Genomic DNA, 14,696 nt, shown 5'->3' on the forward strand with positions numbered 1-14,696 from the left:
GACACGCCTGAGGGAACTCGCCCTGCCCGTCGCGACGAAATTTTCCGCAGAAAATTCAGGGACACCCGCGCCAGACGCATCACCGGTAGATCGCCGCCCTCCCGGACACCAGCCCTGGAGAACGGTCTCACTGACCCCAGGGGTGCAGGGCACTCCAGGTGCCGCCGGCTGCCTCGAAGACCAGTTCCGACCCCTCGAAGACTTCCTTGGAGCTCGCGGGCCCTGGGCCGTCAAAACGCTCGGCGCACAGATCCACCTGCACCAGTCCGTCGAAGTGCGTGAACTGCGGTGGGTCGTAGAGCACCCAGCTGAACCCCACGCTCTCGTCGATGCGAAACCGTCGCACGTCCACGAGATCCAGGCAGACGGGCTCCCAGCGCAGCTCATCGCCGGCCACCCTGGCTTCGATCACGAGCCTCACAAGCCGTCCTCGTACTGCCCGGGCACCGTACTCCTGATCAAGGATGACGCGACGGAGACAGGAATCGCCGAACTCATAACGCGTCAGCAGGGACGCGATCCCGTCCTCGTCCAACGGATACGGCCCAAGCTTTCGCTCCGGAACCTGCGTGGTGAGCTCCACGGTCCTCCTTCATCGGTGCTGCAAGCGGAGGAGAGGGCCCCTGCTCCGGCCTCATCGGGCCTCGAGACGTCCCTCCTCTCGCACCTGGCGTGATCACGAAGGCTGGGGACACACGCCACTGTGCTCATCCGGTTCATGAGTCCCCGACGTCCAGACGGTCAGATGACGCGAGCAGGTACTCGGGCAGCTTGGAGGCGGCTCCCAGTACCTCGATGCCGATGAGGCGCCCTCGCTCGTCGAAGTCGAGGTTGATCATGCCGCCCACATCCTCCGGATCGCAGGGATGCATGTACGAGGACCGGGTACGAACCTGCGGGTCGGTGAGGTACACGTACGCCGCGTCCGCAGTCTTGTCGTAGGTGACTCTGAGGTCTGCCACAGCAGACGTGCTCCCTTGTTCGTCGTGCCGGCGCGGTCTTCGTCCGCGCTGGACCAGCGCTCACATCCTGCCCGTCGCAGCGGAATTTTCCGCGGAAAATTCGAAGGCACCTCGCAGGACCCATGGTCGGTAGATCACCGCCCCTCCCCCACGTGCCTCCCTCACGCCTCTCCCCCAGGCCCCGCCGACTGCCGCCCGCAGTTCCGCCGGCGCTCGTTCAAGCCGACGGGAATCCTGTTGTGGCGTTGAGAGGCGACGCTGTAGACAGGCGGGTGATGACGACCTTTCATTGCGCCGCCTGCGGTGAGGCTCTCACCGTCGCTCTTGCCCTCCTCCCGACCGTTCCTCCTCGGCATCTGTTCGAGAGGGACCTCGTGAACGGTCGGCGGCAAGCCCCGCCCACCGTGACTCGTGGCCACTACGCGGTCGATCCGGAACCGCACGGGCCACCGTTCGTACCGGCTGCGGACCAGGATGACTTTCCTCCCGCCTACCCCGGCGGCCCCTGCATCAGTGACTTCGACGGCCTGGTGGTCGTCTCAGCCGGCCCCCGGAACACCTTCGTCCTGCACCCCGACGATGCGCCCGGCCTCACCTTGCACATGGCACCGGATGGGCGGCCCGGGTGCTGCGGATCCCCCGGCGACGGTCCGCCGAATCGGGCCTGCCGGTGCGGCGCGGTAGTCGGAAGCGAGATGTCGGACTGCTACACACCATACGAGCTGCACCTGCTGCCCGATGCGGTTCGCCTGCTCTCCACCACGGCTGCGGCCGACTCCCCCGGAACCTGAACTGGGGCGGTCGACGCGAGGACAGTGCCGCAGCCCCGAGCCGATCCCCTCCGCCGGAGCCCACCCGAAGCCACGGCCGACACCCACACCCACATCCGCCGTCGGGGCGCTCAGAGAGGCCTTCCGAAATTTTCTGCGGAAAATCGGTGGCTGCTGCGGAGCGCCGCCGGGCACCACGTAGGGGACTGGGTGAGGCCGAGGCCGGGTCACGATCCTGGCTTCGGCCGAAGGCTGTCCCGTTTCCTGGGCGCACGTGGGGCGGTCCGTTCGTAGATGCTCCCTCCAGGGATGAACCAGCCTGCCATCTTCCGGACAGCCGGGCTCGGGTCCTGCGCATAGGATGTCTGCAAGGCTGCGACGGCTCGGGCATCGGTGTGGACGAACTTGCCGACGAGCTCAGCGGCCCTTGCCCGGACCTGCGGGTCGGGGTCGGAGGCCAGGTGTTGCAGTGCGGGTTCGAGAACCCGGTCCGCGCCCGGCGCGCATGTGTCCCCCTTGCAGCGGTCACAAGCCAGGGCATGGAACGCGGCCATCCTGACCTTGGCGTCGGGATCGTCGGCCATGGTGATGAGCTGGTCCATGGACTCGGTGTCGACCAGGTGGTCCAGGAGCCGGCAACAGCCTTCTCGGACCGCCGCGGCTTCGTGGGACAGGCCGGCGCGGATGGCGCCGAGCGCGTCCTCCTTGCGCCGCAGCAGCTCCCGGTAGGCGGCTACGGCGCGTTGTGGGTCGCCCAGGCATGACACGAGGGCTTCGTTGTCGGTCCTGATGAATCCGAGCATGACCTCAGTGTCGAACCATCCGGGACAGTTGGGCAAAGGGATTTCGCCTCGGTGGAGGGGCGTGTGCCGTGCCATCGGCCCGGGCTGCCGGGCAGGTCGGTAGCGCGCTGCGACGACTCGGCGTGGGCTCGCGCAGACCGATTACGGGAGAGCCCTCAGCCAGAACCCTCCAGAATTTTCTGCGGAAAATCGCTGGGGGAGGCCGGTGGCACGCCGGCCCGCCGAGCCCCGACCAGCAGTCGGCACGCCAGTCTCGAACGCGACGGCCATCCGGCACCCCTGTGCAGCACTCACCTTCCGGCTTCGGTCGCTTCAGTCGCTTCGGTCGCTTCGGTCGCCGCCTCTACCGGATTCCCTGCGCTGGCCTCGCCGGGCCAGCGCCCCTCGATGTACAGCTGGATCAGCGCGGCGTGGGAGAGCGGGCTGGCGAGGTCGGCGACGTCTCCGTTGGTGGTGTAGTCCAGGAGCACGACATCCTCCTTGTGCCGGAGCCGCTCGACCAGATCGGGGACGCGGTGCTCAAGGATCCAGCGGTAGGCCGGCAGATAGATCCGGCGCCGAGCCTCCTCGTAGGACAGCAACCGGTCACCGTCCAACCCGGCTCGATGGCCTCGGACCGGACCGTAGCGACGTACCGTCCGCTTCAGCCCCTTCATCGTGGTGACCCCGAGCTTCGCGGGATCGACGTCCGAGTCCTGGAAGACCTTGAGGGCTTGCCAGATACCTTCCACCGACCGACTCGTCACACCGTCGCTGTAGGGGACCGGGATGCCGCCGTGCGGATAGAAGGGACTCAACCGCACCCATGGATCCGAGGCCTTCGATGTCACGTGGATGATCTCCGCACCGGGGAAGGCGGCGTTCAGCGAGGCTGTCGCGCGGCGACGACTGGCAATGCGGATGGGCATGCGGCGGCTCCCTGACGTTGCTGGCACCTGCCGTCGAGCATCTCCGATGCCACTGACATTCCGTCCGTCGATGGATCCGGGCAGCGCCGCCGAGTAGCCTGCCCACAGGTTCCTCGGCGGTGCCGCCCGGAGGAGTGGGTACGGGACCGGGAGTCCGGTACCGCTGCTCGTACGGTGGTCGGGCGGGATCCTTCCGTCGGGCTGTTCGGGCAGGAGCTGCGGTCGGCTCGGTCAAGGGCAGGGGCCAGGGGCAGGGGCCAGGGGCAGGGGCCAGGGGCACGATCAGAGGCAAGGCTCGACGATTTTCCGCAGAAAATTCGTGGCCACCATGAGCCGCCCGAACGGGCTGCGATTCACCGCATCGCCGACGATCTGAAGTCGCCCTCGCCCCGGGCGACGCCGCGTTCGCCACCGACCAGGAGTAGCGACTGATCCCCTGCCAGGCACCGACCGCCGTCCCCCCGCAGCAGTCGCGGCCGCCGGGCCGCGCAGAATTTTCTGCGGAAAATCGGTGGGCGAATCGGTGAGGCGAGGGCGGCGCAGTCAGCACCCGACGCCAAGGACTGGGGCCTCATCCGAGAAACGGCGCCAACCCTGTTGCCGGCGCCCAGGCCTCTGGCCGCCTCTGAGTGCCGACCCAATCCCGCCGCGAGGGAGCACGATCGGTGCGAGGAATTTTCTGCGGAAAACTCGGAGCCCACCCGGCGTCAGGCAGGGCTACCGTGCCAGCTCCGCCAGCCACGAATGACCGGGGTGTACGCGCTGCAGCCACCCGCTGAGGACGTCCCGCCGTGCCTGGTTCAGCAGCGGCAGCACACCGTCGAAGTCCGCCTGGTCCTTGGGCCGCGTCGCCTTCGCCTTGAACAGCAGAACCAGTTCCGGCACCAGATAGGGGATCCCGTCGGCTGTCCGCTCGATGATCGTGTCGTACGAGAGCCGCAGACTCTCGTCCCGTCGACAGATCCAAGTCCCGCCGTCATGCGGTTCACGGAACACGTCGAACAGGAACTGACCGCTCGCCGGATCCCTCAGCCAGGTCTGGTGTGTGGCAGCCAGGGTCTCGGTTCCCACCCCCGGCCAGACCCGCCCCGAACCCACCGCATCAAACACGTACTCGGGGAAGCGGTCCCGAATCTCCGGGAACCCTGCCGCCGGCACAGCGATCTCCAGATCGCCGTGCGGCCGGGACTGCTCACCACGGAACAGGTCCAGCGCCCAACCCGCCGCGACGCACCAGGTCGTACTGATCCCGTCCAGCCGCGTCGCGAGCTGCTCCGGCCGCCATGCGTCCGCCCATCGGGCATCGAGTTCGTCCGCGTCGAATACAGCGCCGCCGGGCGGCAGGGAGTCGGTCATCCTCACAACCTACGCCGGTCGTGCCCGGGCGGTCCGGTCCCGGCGGGTCCGGTTCCTGGGTGACAGAAGCGGCCAGCCGTCAACGCTCGGCGGCACTGGACAAGGCCTGCCGGAACAGCGATCACTGGTCCGTCGCCACCATCGCCACGACGGGCCTGACTCCCCTTCGGATCCCCTGCTTCGATTTTCCGCAGAAAATTCGGGCGCATCAGAGCCGCCTTCGGCGGCAGCTCCGAGACCCTCATCGCTCCCTCCGGGCCCCGAAATTTTCTGCGGAAAATCAGGCGTCCACCAGCACGACCGAGCATTCCGGCCCGGCATGGTCAGCGGTACGACACGTCCACAGCCGCCGGCCTGCTTCGGTAGTCGCGGATCATGGCCTGCCCCGTCCCGGGAGGGAGCGGGCAGTCCGGGGTCGTGCGGGCTCAGGTGGGAAAGGCCCAGAGCCGACGATGGCCTCGGCAGCGCGATGGCCCATCCAGTGGCGGACGCGGAACACACAATCAGGCCCACCACGAGAGCAACCGGCTCCCACCGGCACCCACCGGATCCCGGCGGAGACGGCCGACGGCATCGCGCCGACCTCGGTGTCCGGCTGCCACTCGACGGTCAGGCCCGGAGCGCGGCGGCTCCTAGGTTCCGAATTTTCTGCGGAAAATCGTCGGTCGGATTCTGCTCCTCGGCACCAGCCCCGGCAGTCGGCGGGGGAGGAGCACGGTCATCCATGGGGGAGAGACCCCCTTCGGGCACGGCATGGAAACCCGCTGGGCCCGTGCGCGGAGGGGCCGGTACCGTACGGAAACGATCTACGGGGGGAGGGTGGCCCGATGCCGCCAGTGCTGCTGCTGGATGTGGACGGACCGCTGAATCCGAGCGCGACGAAGCCGTACCGGCGTCCGGAGGGCTATGAGACGCACCGCCTGATGACTCCCCGGTGGGAAGCTGCCGAGCGTCGCAGGCTCAGTGCGTGGGGTCTTCCCCACAAGCCGGCGAAGCCGCTGCGGGTCTGGCTCAACCCGGCGCACGGGCCGGCCCTCGCCGCCCTACCGTTCGACCTCGTGTGGGCGACGACGTGGGAGGAGGAGGCCAATACCTTCCTCTCGCCCCTTCTGGGCCTCCCCGACCTTCCGGTCATCACATGGCCCGACCCGAGACCCCAGCCCGACAACGGCGTGTTCTGGAAGACGCCGGCCATCGTGGCGTGGGCGCAGGGCCGTCCGTTCGCCTGGGTCGACGAGCTGATCACCGATGCGGACCACGCCTGGGTCCGGGCCCATCACCCGGGTCCTGCACTCCTCCACCGCATCGATCCGAGGACCGGGCTGACGGCGGAGGACTTCTCGGTTCTGACGGACTGGGCGGAGCTGACAGCCTGACGAGGGCGGGACCGCCCTACAGAACCGCAGAACCGCAGGACCGCAGAACCGCAGAACCGCAGAACCGCCGGAAAGCCTCCGGCTCCCAGCTCTGCGGCCCTGCCGGCCTCCACACCCCGGACCCCGCTGACGACTTCGGACCCGGTGCCCAAGCCGTAGGACTTCGTCGTTCGGACGGCCGCCGCCCGCCGTTCCAAGCCCGGACAGCCGTTCGCCCGCCGGTCCAAAGGAACGGGCCCGCATCCGGGGCATCCGGTGGGGAGGGCGACCCAGAACCCGAGCGGCGTGAAAGACGCCATGAGCACAACCCAGTCGCACAGCACGAACCTCACGAGGAGCTCCGCATGGACCATCGGGACGTCGACACGGCCTTGGAAGAGTTGCTGAGGGTACTCGGACCGCATGCCGACGGGGATTGGACGGTGCCGGCAGGTCCGCTGACGTGGAGCTGCTGGGAGACGGCGGCGCACATAGGGCACGACCTGCTGGCCTACGCGGGGCAGGTGGCGGCACGTCCCGCCGACTCCTACCTCCCGTTCGACGTGACTGTTCGCCCTCCTGCCTCCCCGACGGAGGTACTCCGGACGGTCACCGCCTGCGGCCGGCTCCTCAGCTGCGTGCTGGCCGCGGCCAGTCCAACCTTGCGGGCCTGGCACTGGGGTCCCTGTGATCCCGAGGGTTTCGCAGCCATGGGGGTCGCCGAGATCTTGCTGCACACCCACGACATCACGCGGGGACTGGCCGTGGACTGGCTGCCTCCCGCACCGCTGTGCGCGGCCGTGCTCGGCCGGCTGTTCCCCGACGCCCCGCCTGGAGACCCGGTCCAGGTGCTTCTCTGGTGCACGGGCCGCCAGGAACTGGACGGCCTTCCCCGCCGAACCTCATGGGTATGGAAAGCAGCGCGATCCGACTGATCGCACCCGCCCGGCGAACCTTCTCGGTCCCAGCACTGGTCGAGCGGGCGGACGTTGCCTGGGTCTCAGCCGAGTCGCTTGAGCATCTTGACCGAGGTCGTCTCGTAGCCGAGCGACTCGTAGAGGCCGCGCGCACCCGTGCTGAACCCGAAGACATTGAGGCCGAGGGTGTGAGCGCCCTGGCTCCGGGCGTACTCCTCGCCGAGGAGCATGGCCGCTCGCCCGAGGCCCCGGCCCCGCTTGTCGGTGTCGATCACGATGTCCCAGACCCACCAGGCGCCGGCGTCGTCGCTGGTGTCCGGTCCGATCCAGAGGTAGCCGACGGCTTCCCCGGCGTCATCGACCACGTCGAAGACCACGTGCCCCGGGCTCGGCACGCCGGAGGGAAAGAAGCGGGCCATGCTGTCGTTCGCATGCCGGTGGGCAGTCTCGGAGCTTTGCCCCGCGGTTACAAGGTCTTTGACGTACTCGGCTCGGCTGCGCTCAAGCCAGGCGGGGAAGAGCGGGGCGTCCAAGTGGCGGAGGGATACAGACATTGGGTCAGCTTCCCACCTCGCCGACGTCGGAGCGCTGCCGCCCTTGCCCAACCGTCGTGACGTACCGCCACGACGTACCGCCACGACGAACCGTCAACAGGCGCAAACCCGGCCGGGTGGGCACCGGAACACGATCGCCGCCCCGGGATCGGTGAGCTTCACCAGGCGGGACGCTGGTCCTGGCGCGACGCGAAGATCAGGCCCGGAACGGCTGTCTCCAGCGTCTCCGGCCGCCACAGCACGCCCGGCCCGGGCGGGTCGTCGGCAGCCGACGCGCGGGTGTAGTAGCGCCTGTGGCCGGGAAGCGGCACCTCCGTCAGGACGCCCTCCTGCATCATCCACAGCCCGAAGCAGTCGTCCTCCTCGTCGTGGATCAGCACCTGCACGCTCTCCGGGTGCGGCCACGCCAGGGACTCCAGGTGCCGAAGCAGCCCGGACCGTGGACGCATCCGGTAGAACTCGATCACCCAGCCGCCTGCGAACAGGCCGAGCGGCTTGAAGCAGCCCTGCCAGCTGCGCGAGTCGTCCGGCCGCGTCAGCGGCTCCATGACCTCGTCCGCGTACGGCGCCAACACCATGACCTGCGCGATTCTGCTCACGCCGCAGTATCAGCGCGGACGACGCGTCAGCGGCAAGCGAATTTCCGCGATGACAGGCGAGACGATCACAGCCCGGACAGGACGGCCAGGATGCATTCGTCCGCCTGCCATCACGCTTTCACGTCAGGTAGCCGCCCTCCTCGGCCCCGGACGGCCCGGTTCCGTTCTCCTGCGACGAGCCGCGGGGAGGCGCGGGAAAGCGGCTATGCGGAGTGGTCCTGGCCTATCGCCCGCAGGATGTCGGCGAGCCAGACCAGGTGGTATCCCAGGGCGCGGTCCGGGTCGGCGAGCAGGTCCCTCAGGTGCTGCCAGGATTCGGAGAGCTGTCCGATCGTCAGTTCGGCCGGCTCCCTGAGGACGTCGTACTGCTCGGCCGAGGGGACGGACCAGAAGTAGTCCTTGTCCAGGGCGACGGCGTCACCCGCCGCGGTGGCTTCCACATGACGCAGCAGGATGTCGAACGAGGCGCGCAGCTCAGCGAGGGACACGTGCAGAGGCTCATCGGTCATACGCGCCATCATGAAGGACTGACAAGATCATGATCTACGGCGGGAGTACTAGGCTGAAGCCGCACGTCAAGGGCCGTGGACGGCGGCCGGGGAGGGTTCCGGGGCAGTGAAGAAGACAGGCGAGCTGGACGAACTGCGGGCACGGCTGGCGGCGCTGGAGGCGGAGGTCAGCCGCCTGCGGGAGGAGTCCGCGGCCACGCGCACCACCGCGAAGCGGGCGACGACGGCGGCGACGACACGGACGGCGGTGGCGAAGCGCGCGGCCGCCCCTACGACCAATGCGACCACTGCGACCCCTGCCACGGCTGTTTCGACGGCGAAGGCCGGACGGAGTGGTGCGGGGGACCGGCCCTCCGCGAGCCCGAGCCCAAGCCCGACCGCGAGCCGAAAGGCGAGCGCGAACGCGGGCCCGTCCCCGGACGACCGTGCCCCGGCTACGGCGGCGAGCTGTTCGGCGCGGCCGGAACAGCCGGCGCAGCCGGAGCAGCCGGGACAACGTCAGTCGATGACCAGCATCGCCGATGCCCTCGGCATCATGGTCTCCGACCGGGCGCCCTCCGACGAGGCCGAGCAGACCCGGGTGCTGCAGAGCCTGCGCGGCCGCCCCAGGGAGTTGGAGACCCGGAGCTTCGACACCCGCCCCTTGGAGACCCGCCCCCTGGAGACCAGGAGCAGCACGGTGGCCCGGCACGGCCGGTTCCTGGAGGAGCTCCTGGCGGGCGAGGCGGACGTCCAGGACGAACGGCACCGAGAGGGCTGAAGAAGGCTGAAAAGGGCCGAGAAGGCCCGTGAGGCGCCTTTCCCGGCGTTCACAGCCCGTCGTAGGCCTTCCTGCCGGTCACTCGCCTCCCGCGCCCCTCACGGGGCTTCCTGAGGCGCTCAGGCCCCAGGCTCCAGATCTCAGCCCTCAACCTCAAACCTCAGGTGCCCGTCTCAGGCCTTCGGAAGCGTTATCCCCAGCTCCAGCATCGCGGGCGAGGCCGGCCCGCCCTCGGAGCGCTCGGTCTTGTAGCCCTTGACCGCCGGGGCGACGGTGCGCGGGTCGACGGCTTCCGAGGGGGCGCCGGTGGAGTACAGGCCGTCCGGGTCCTGGTCGCGGTCGTGGGGCAGCAGCCAGAAGACGCGCCGGCGGAAGGTGCCGGAGGCGCGCGAGGACTTGGCGTCGGGGCCGAGGATCGCGTAGCCGACCATCCGGCCGTCGCGGTGGTACGCGGGGCGGCCACGACGGGTGGTGAGGCGGTCCAGCGACTGGCGGACGTAGTCGAGACCGGAGGTGTCCTCCAGCCAGACGAGGTCGGTTTCGTGGGCGAGCTCGGCCGGGTCGATCAGCGCGCTCACGCGTTCTGCTCCTCTGTGTCGTCGGTGATCAGGCCGATGCCCGGGTAGTACTTGCGGCTGTTGGACAGGACCATCTCCTTGGGAGAGGTCATACCCAGTGTCTCGCGAACTCGTGCGGCGAAGGCACGCCCGGATACGGGATTGGCACCTTCGAAGCCGCACCAACGGGTGTAGGCGCCGAAGAGCTGGGACTGTTCGGCACGCATGCCCTCGCCTGTGACGCATGCCTCCTTGAGGAAGCGGCCGACGTGGTCCTCGGTCTCCGCGTAGGCGGTGGTGGCGACCTGGACGCGCTGGGGGCCGGCGAGGTCCTTCTCCCCGGCGAAGTAGCGGCGGGCTCCGTCGATGAGCCAGGCGAGGATACCGGGGCCCTCCTCGGCGACGAGGACGTGGGCCAGGTTGTCGATCTTGCGTTCCTCGGGGACGACCCGTTCGAACGGGATCAGGCGCATGCGGCGCCAGAACGCGAAGCCGCCGGTGCCCACCTCGGGGCGGTGGTTGCCGAGCAGCCAGAGCTTGTGGGTGGGCTCGAAGGAGAAGAAGTCCTGCCGCATCCGGCGGGCCTTGATCTTGTCGCCGCCGGTGAGCAACTTGACCCGGGCCTCGTCGAAGCGGTCGCCGGGCTTGAGCTCGGAGCAGACGATGATGCGGCGGCCGTGGAGCTCGGCGAGGTCGGTGGGGTGGCCGTCGAAGGTCTTGGCCATGAGGAAGCCGGGCGGGGCCGCATCGGCGTAGTCGCCGAGGAGCTGGATCATGACGTCGAGGAGGACGGACTTGCCGTTCTTGCCCTGGCCGTACAGGAAGGGCATGACCTGGGCGCCGACGTCGCCGCTGATCGAGTAGCCGAGCAGCAGGTGGAGGAAGTCGCGGGTCTGGCGGCCTTCCTGGTCGTCGCCGAAGGTGTCGGTGAGGAAGCGGTTCCAACGCGGGGTGGGCATCCGGGCGGGGGCCAGGGTGGTGGAGCGGGAGTGGTGGTGGACCTTCGGGTCGGGCGGCACGATGGCGCCGGTCCGCAGGTCGACCACGCCGCCGGGGGTGCACAGGGCGTAGGCGTCGGCGTCGAGGAGGGCGGCGTTGAGGACCATGCCGGGGGCCGACTTGGCCTGGGTGAGCATGGCGTTCATGCCGGAGGTGGACAGGGCGCGGCGGCGGTGCCGACGCAGGTCGGTGTTGGTGTAGAGGCCGCGGGCGTCGTGGGTGGCGATGCTCTCGGCCATCTCGCCGGCGGCCCACAGGACGGTGTCGTCCTCGTCGAGCTGCCAGCGGTGCGTGGACCAGCGGTACCAGCCGATGCCGGGGACGTGGCGGTAGTCGCGCCCGTAGAGGTGGACGAAGAGCTTGGCGTTGCCGCGGTCGGAGAGGGAGTCGGGGAGCAGGCCGTGCGAGCTCGCCTGCGGACCGGCCTCAGCGGCTGCGGCAGCCTGGCCGGCCTGGGCGGGCTTGGCCGACTGAGCTGCGGGCCGGACGGGCTGCGTGGCCGCCTGGGTCGCTGTCGGGCTCGGCCCGGCCGGGACTCCCGGCGCGGTCGGCGCGGTCGGCGCGGTGTGGAACGGCTGCACAAGCTGTTCAGGCTGCACAGCCGAGGCCGGTGGGACCGACGGAGCCCCCGGACCAGGGCCGCTCTCGGCCGGGGCGTCGAGGAGGCTCTCCTGGACGGCGGCGCTGTGCCAGGGGGCCTGTGAGGGGCCTGGGACCGGCGGGTACTCCAGGATCTGCTGGGCTGCGGCCACGGGGTCGAAGACCGTCCTCTTACGGGTGCTGTCGGTCATCCGCGGGCCTTCCCGACGTACAGGGGCTGACGGGCGCCGGCGGCCAGGCCGGAACGGATGACGGCGGAGCTCTGCCGGTCCTGGGCGGGACGGGCGGTGCGGGCGGCATCGAGGAGGAGCTGCTCGGCGGCGCCGTGGGTCAGGTGTCCGGCGGAGACGAGGCCCCCGACGGTGTACGCGGCACGGTTGAGCTTGCCGGTGAAGCCCGCGCCCTCGGAGCTGGTGGCGCAGTCGGTGACGTCCTGCAGGACGGTGTCGAGGACGCGTTCGGCTCCGCGCCGCCCGCCGCCCGCCGCCACGACCGCCTGGCGGGCACGGTCGGGCACCGGGGACGGGACGGGCTGCCGGCTCTCCGGTCTGTCCTTGAGGTGTCCGGTCCGGACCAGTTCCTCGGCGAGCCACCGGGGGAGCGGGGCCGGCATCCGGGCACCGGGGAGCACGGTGTAGGTGCCCGCGCTCGTGGTGGTACCCGGGGCGACGATGTAGCCGCCGTGGGCGCGGACGTCGACCTGCCAGGCCAGGGCCCGACCGGTGGAGGAGCCGGTGGAACAGGTGAAGCGGTGGTGGTCGTCGTCCAGGTACCAGATGTGCAGACCGCCGGAGGGCGTACGGACACGCAGGGTGGAGGTGTCCTCGGTGGGCGCGGGGGAGCTGCGGAGTGCGGCGAGCAGGGCGAGCGTGTGGTAGCCGTTCTCCAGGCCGTCGAGGTCGACGTGCTCGTGGATCGGGATACCGGGGAGGATCCGGTCCCGGGCGGGGACGGGACCGGGGTGGCTGTCGACGTCGATGACGACCAGGCCGGCGGGGCCACAGGCGACACCGGTCCCGAAGTCCGGGTTGGTCTGCCACCAACCGGTGAGGACGTCCTGGTCGAGGGTCGCGGCGTGGAAGCCGTGGCACCAGCGACCGAGCCGGGGGCAGGCGCACTCGGTGGGGGAGTGCGGGGATTCCTGGCACAGGGCGCAGTTCGCGGGCGGCGTCTTGCGTCCGGGAGCCAGCGGATGGACCGGCCACCCCTGGGCCGCGCACCAACGGGCGACGGCCAGTGCGTCCGGCTGGTTGCCCGTTCGGTCGCTCCCCACGGCCTGCGGCGCCGTCACGCTGGTTCCTCCCCCTTGGTCCAGTAGCTGCTTCAGTCGCTTCGGTAGCTCGGTCGCTGCCCGAATTTCGGTCGCTCGTTCAGTAGCTGAGAGCAAACAGCCAGGTCAGGGCACTGGCGAGCGCCGCATCAGCGACTAAAGCGACCGAAGTCCAGAAGATAGCTCACACAGACTATCCGAGCTAGGACGTGCAGACCCGGAGTGGCGGACCTTGTGGGGAAACCCAGCGACCGGACCCAGCGGCAGCGACCGAGTCACTTCGGTCGCTGTTTTCGGTCCACCCTCGTTTTCGCAGGTCGAAGCCGGTTTTCAAGCCAAACAGCGACTGAAGCGACTGTAGCCCGGGTCTATAACGCGCACACGCACATGGGAATGTCTTCATATACCCGACCTTGAGTCGCTTCAGTCGCTCCTGGGGTGGTGGTAACGCCTCTGACCTGGGATTTTGTCGAGCGACTGAAGCTCAGCGACCAAAGCTACTGAGTCTCTTCCGCCCGGTAGCTCGGCGTGTCGCGCGTGTCGGGACCGGGGTGAAGGCCCGAAGTCCGGTCGCTTGAGTCGCTTCGGTAGCTTGTCAGGGGTCACCGGGAAGCGACCGAAGCGACGGGGGAGTCAGGTGGTGCCGATCCGCTCGGAGTACCACCGCATCGGCTGCGGCAGACCGAGGAAGTTCTTGAAGTTCCTACCTTGAGTCGCTTCGGTCGCTTCAGTAGCTCGTGCCGGTCGCCGCCCCCGCCCGGCTGGAGTGCCTGTCCGGGTACCGCCGTAGCCGGCCGAGGGACGGGTCCTGCCCCGGACAGCGACCGAAGCGACTCTGTTCCAGGATTGGCCGTAGCTGTAGCCGTGCTCCCCCACAGGACCGTTCTGCCTGGTGACAGGCCTAGCTGGTAGCAGCTACCAGCTACCGAAGAGCCGGCGGCGGCGTTCGGTAGCTCCAGGAACCGGGCGGCAGCGACCGAACGCGAAGGGCCGGATCCGCGTCCTTCGGTCGCTGCCGGCACGACAGCGACCGAAGTTCCCGTTCCGCCGTCACGGGCGGGGAAGGAGCTTCGGTCGCTGAGTCGCTGTCCTTGGCGAGTGCTCTTGGGTCGGTCCGTGGGTGGCTGGCCCTCGCCGAACCGGCCGGCTCTGTCAGAGCCCGATGGCAGACTCAGCGACCATGGACACCGAGCAGTTCTGGAAGCTGATCGAAGAGGCCCGCGCGGGGGTCGCCTCCCCGGACGACGGAGACGCCGTCGCCGAGCGGGCGACAGCACTGCTCGCCCGCCGCCCGGCCCCGGAGATCATCGCGGCTCACCAGACGCTCTGGGGCCTCATGGCCCTCTCCTACCGAGCCCCGCTGTGGGGCGCCGCCTACATGATCAACGGTGGCTGCTCCGACGACGGGTTCGACTACTTCCGCGGCTGGCTGATCGCGCAGGGCCGTGCGACGTTCGAGCAGGTCATCGCCGACCCCGACGCGCTCGCCGGGCTTCCCGCCGTTCGCGCGGCTGCGGCGGACGGAGACGACATCGAGGGTGAAGATGTCCTGGGCATCGCCTGGCAGGCTCACCAGGCGGCCACCGGTGAGGAACTTCCGGACAACGGCTTCACCTACCGCTACCCCGAGCTGGACCCGGAGTGGGGCTTCGACTTCGACGATGCCGACGAACTGGGCCGAAGGCTGCCTCGTCTGGCGGCGCTGTACTCGTCGTACTCGTCCTGAGGGGGTGCCGGTCGTTGGGCGTGGGTCGCTGTATGTGGGGGTGTGGGGTGT

16 protein-coding genes are annotated in these 14,696 nt (G+C 69.4%); 4 read left to right on the plus strand and 12 right to left on the minus strand.

Annotated features, from left to right (window positions below; all coding sequences use genetic code 11):
- Nucleotides 1–127: 127 nt before the first annotated feature.
- The 5 genes from ACFQ6N_RS00500 to ACFQ6N_RS00520 form a co-directional block, all read right to left on the minus strand.
- On the minus strand, nucleotides 128–583 hold the full coding sequence (locus tag ACFQ6N_RS00500; RefSeq protein ID WP_380645902.1) for a hypothetical protein: 456 nt from the start codon (nucleotides 581–583) through the stop codon (nucleotides 128–130).
- A 133-nt stretch (nucleotides 584–716) separates the two neighbouring features.
- Nucleotides 717–962 carry a DUF2283 domain-containing protein gene (locus ACFQ6N_RS00505; RefSeq protein WP_380645904.1) on the minus strand — a complete coding sequence of 82 codons (246 nt, stop codon included), beginning with the start codon at nucleotides 960–962 and terminating at the stop codon, nucleotides 717–719.
- A 997-nt stretch (nucleotides 963–1,959) separates the two neighbouring features.
- Entirely contained in the window at nucleotides 1,960–2,535 is a 576-nt protein-coding gene (locus tag ACFQ6N_RS00510; protein WP_380645905.1) for a HEAT repeat domain-containing protein, read from the minus strand.
- Between the two features lie 290 nt (nucleotides 2,536–2,825).
- On the minus strand, nucleotides 2,826–3,443 hold the full coding sequence (locus ACFQ6N_RS00515; RefSeq protein ID WP_380645906.1) for a DUF6939 family protein: 618 nt from the start codon (nucleotides 3,441–3,443) through the stop codon (nucleotides 2,826–2,828).
- A gap of 717 nt (nucleotides 3,444–4,160) precedes the next feature.
- Nucleotides 4,161–4,799 carry a nucleotidyltransferase domain-containing protein gene (locus ACFQ6N_RS00520; protein WP_380645907.1) on the minus strand — a complete coding sequence of 213 codons (639 nt, stop codon included), beginning with the start codon at nucleotides 4,797–4,799 and terminating at the stop codon, nucleotides 4,161–4,163.
- 827 nt (nucleotides 4,800–5,626) lie between these two features.
- Between ACFQ6N_RS00520 and ACFQ6N_RS00525 the strand changes: the two genes are divergently transcribed.
- Together ACFQ6N_RS00525 and ACFQ6N_RS00530 are read left to right on the plus strand one after the other, a co-directional pair.
- Complete coding sequence (locus tag ACFQ6N_RS00525; protein WP_380645908.1) at nucleotides 5,627–6,175, plus strand: hypothetical protein; 549 nt, start codon at nucleotides 5,627–5,629, stop codon at nucleotides 6,173–6,175.
- A gap of 344 nt (nucleotides 6,176–6,519) precedes the next feature.
- Nucleotides 6,520–7,089, plus strand: coding sequence for a maleylpyruvate isomerase N-terminal domain-containing protein (locus ACFQ6N_RS00530; protein ID WP_380645909.1), 570 nt, complete (start codon nucleotides 6,520–6,522; stop codon nucleotides 7,087–7,089).
- A gap of 65 nt (nucleotides 7,090–7,154) precedes the next feature.
- On the opposite strand, the gene ACFQ6N_RS00535 is transcribed toward ACFQ6N_RS00530, so the two are convergent.
- The 4 genes from ACFQ6N_RS00535 to ACFQ6N_RS00550 all read right to left on the minus strand — a co-directional run bounded on the left by ACFQ6N_RS00535 (nucleotide 7,155) and on the right by ACFQ6N_RS00550 (nucleotide 9,021).
- Nucleotides 7,155–7,625 (minus strand): GNAT family N-acetyltransferase, encoded by a 471-nt coding sequence (locus ACFQ6N_RS00535; protein ID WP_380645911.1) that lies wholly within the window; start codon nucleotides 7,623–7,625, stop codon nucleotides 7,155–7,157.
- A gap of 158 nt (nucleotides 7,626–7,783) precedes the next feature.
- A complete protein-coding gene (locus ACFQ6N_RS00540) occupies nucleotides 7,784–8,224 on the minus strand; it encodes a hypothetical protein (RefSeq protein WP_380645912.1) in 441 nt (146 codons plus the stop codon).
- Between the two features lie 203 nt (nucleotides 8,225–8,427).
- Nucleotides 8,428–8,733, minus strand: a complete 306-nt coding sequence (locus tag ACFQ6N_RS00545) for a hypothetical protein (protein WP_380645913.1) — start codon at nucleotides 8,731–8,733, stop codon at nucleotides 8,428–8,430.
- Between the two features lie 66 nt (nucleotides 8,734–8,799).
- Complete coding sequence (locus tag ACFQ6N_RS00550; RefSeq protein ID WP_380645914.1) at nucleotides 8,800–9,021, minus strand: hypothetical protein; 222 nt, start codon at nucleotides 9,019–9,021, stop codon at nucleotides 8,800–8,802.
- A 217-nt stretch (nucleotides 9,022–9,238) separates the two neighbouring features.
- On the opposite strand from ACFQ6N_RS00550, the gene ACFQ6N_RS00555 reads away from it, so the two are divergent.
- A complete protein-coding gene (locus ACFQ6N_RS00555) occupies nucleotides 9,239–9,493 on the plus strand; it encodes a hypothetical protein (protein WP_380645915.1) in 255 nt (84 codons plus the stop codon).
- A gap of 173 nt (nucleotides 9,494–9,666) precedes the next feature.
- Here the strand turns inward: ACFQ6N_RS00555 and ACFQ6N_RS00560 are convergent, their stop codons facing one another.
- The 3 genes from ACFQ6N_RS00560 to ACFQ6N_RS00570 are packed head-to-tail and all read right to left on the minus strand — an operon-like array spanning nucleotide 9,667 to nucleotide 12,940.
- Nucleotides 9,667–10,071: a DUF6009 family protein gene (locus tag ACFQ6N_RS00560; protein WP_380645916.1), complete on the minus strand. Its 405-nt coding sequence runs from the start codon at nucleotides 10,069–10,071 to the stop codon at nucleotides 9,667–9,669.
- On the minus strand, nucleotides 10,068–11,840 hold the full coding sequence (locus ACFQ6N_RS00565) for a phage/plasmid primase, P4 family (RefSeq protein WP_380645917.1): 1,773 nt from the start codon (nucleotides 11,838–11,840) through the stop codon (nucleotides 10,068–10,070). Before ACFQ6N_RS00565 ends, ACFQ6N_RS00560 begins: the two co-directional genes overlap by 4 nt.
- Entirely contained in the window at nucleotides 11,837–12,940 is a 1,104-nt protein-coding gene (locus ACFQ6N_RS00570) for a bifunctional DNA primase/polymerase (protein WP_380645918.1), read from the minus strand. Before ACFQ6N_RS00570 ends, ACFQ6N_RS00565 begins: the two co-directional genes overlap by 4 nt.
- 1,159 nt (nucleotides 12,941–14,099) lie before the next feature.
- Here ACFQ6N_RS00570 and ACFQ6N_RS00575 point away from each other — a divergent pair.
- Nucleotides 14,100–14,645 carry a DUF4240 domain-containing protein gene (locus ACFQ6N_RS00575; protein WP_380645919.1) on the plus strand — a complete coding sequence of 182 codons (546 nt, stop codon included), beginning with the start codon at nucleotides 14,100–14,102 and terminating at the stop codon, nucleotides 14,643–14,645.
- Nucleotides 14,646–14,696 lie beyond the last annotated feature (51 nt).

This window comes from Kitasatospora sp. NPDC056446, from assembly GCF_042796115.1.
In the GTDB taxonomy this organism is placed as follows: domain Bacteria; phylum Actinomycetota; class Actinomycetes; order Streptomycetales; family Streptomycetaceae; genus Kitasatospora.

Bases quoted from the DNA above. Each gene is read 5' to 3' on its own strand.
- ACFQ6N_RS00510 (WP_380645905.1), bottom strand. From the start codon at position 2,535: ATGCTCGGATTCATCAGGACCGACAACGAAGCCCTCGTGTCATGCCTG.
- ACFQ6N_RS00515 (WP_380645906.1), bottom strand. From the start codon at position 3,443: ATGCCCATCCGCATTGCCAGTCGTCGCCGCGCGACAGCCTCGCTGAAC.
- ACFQ6N_RS00520 (WP_380645907.1), bottom strand. From the start codon at position 4,799: ATGACCGACTCCCTGCCGCCCGGCGGCGCTGTATTCGACGCGGACGAA.
- ACFQ6N_RS00525 (WP_380645908.1), top strand. From the start codon at position 5,627: ATGCCGCCAGTGCTGCTGCTGGATGTGGACGGACCGCTGAATCCGAGC.
- ACFQ6N_RS00530 (WP_380645909.1), top strand. From the start codon at position 6,520: ATGGACCATCGGGACGTCGACACGGCCTTGGAAGAGTTGCTGAGGGTA.
- ACFQ6N_RS00535 (WP_380645911.1), bottom strand. From the start codon at position 7,625: ATGTCTGTATCCCTCCGCCACTTGGACGCCCCGCTCTTCCCCGCCTGG.
- ACFQ6N_RS00545 (WP_380645913.1), bottom strand. From the start codon at position 8,733: ATGACCGATGAGCCTCTGCACGTGTCCCTCGCTGAGCTGCGCGCCTCG.
- ACFQ6N_RS00555 (WP_380645915.1), top strand. From the start codon at position 9,239: ATGACCAGCATCGCCGATGCCCTCGGCATCATGGTCTCCGACCGGGCG.
- ACFQ6N_RS00565 (WP_380645917.1), bottom strand. From the start codon at position 11,840: ATGACCGACAGCACCCGTAAGAGGACGGTCTTCGACCCCGTGGCCGCA.
- ACFQ6N_RS00575 (WP_380645919.1), top strand. From the start codon at position 14,100: ATGGACACCGAGCAGTTCTGGAAGCTGATCGAAGAGGCCCGCGCGGGG.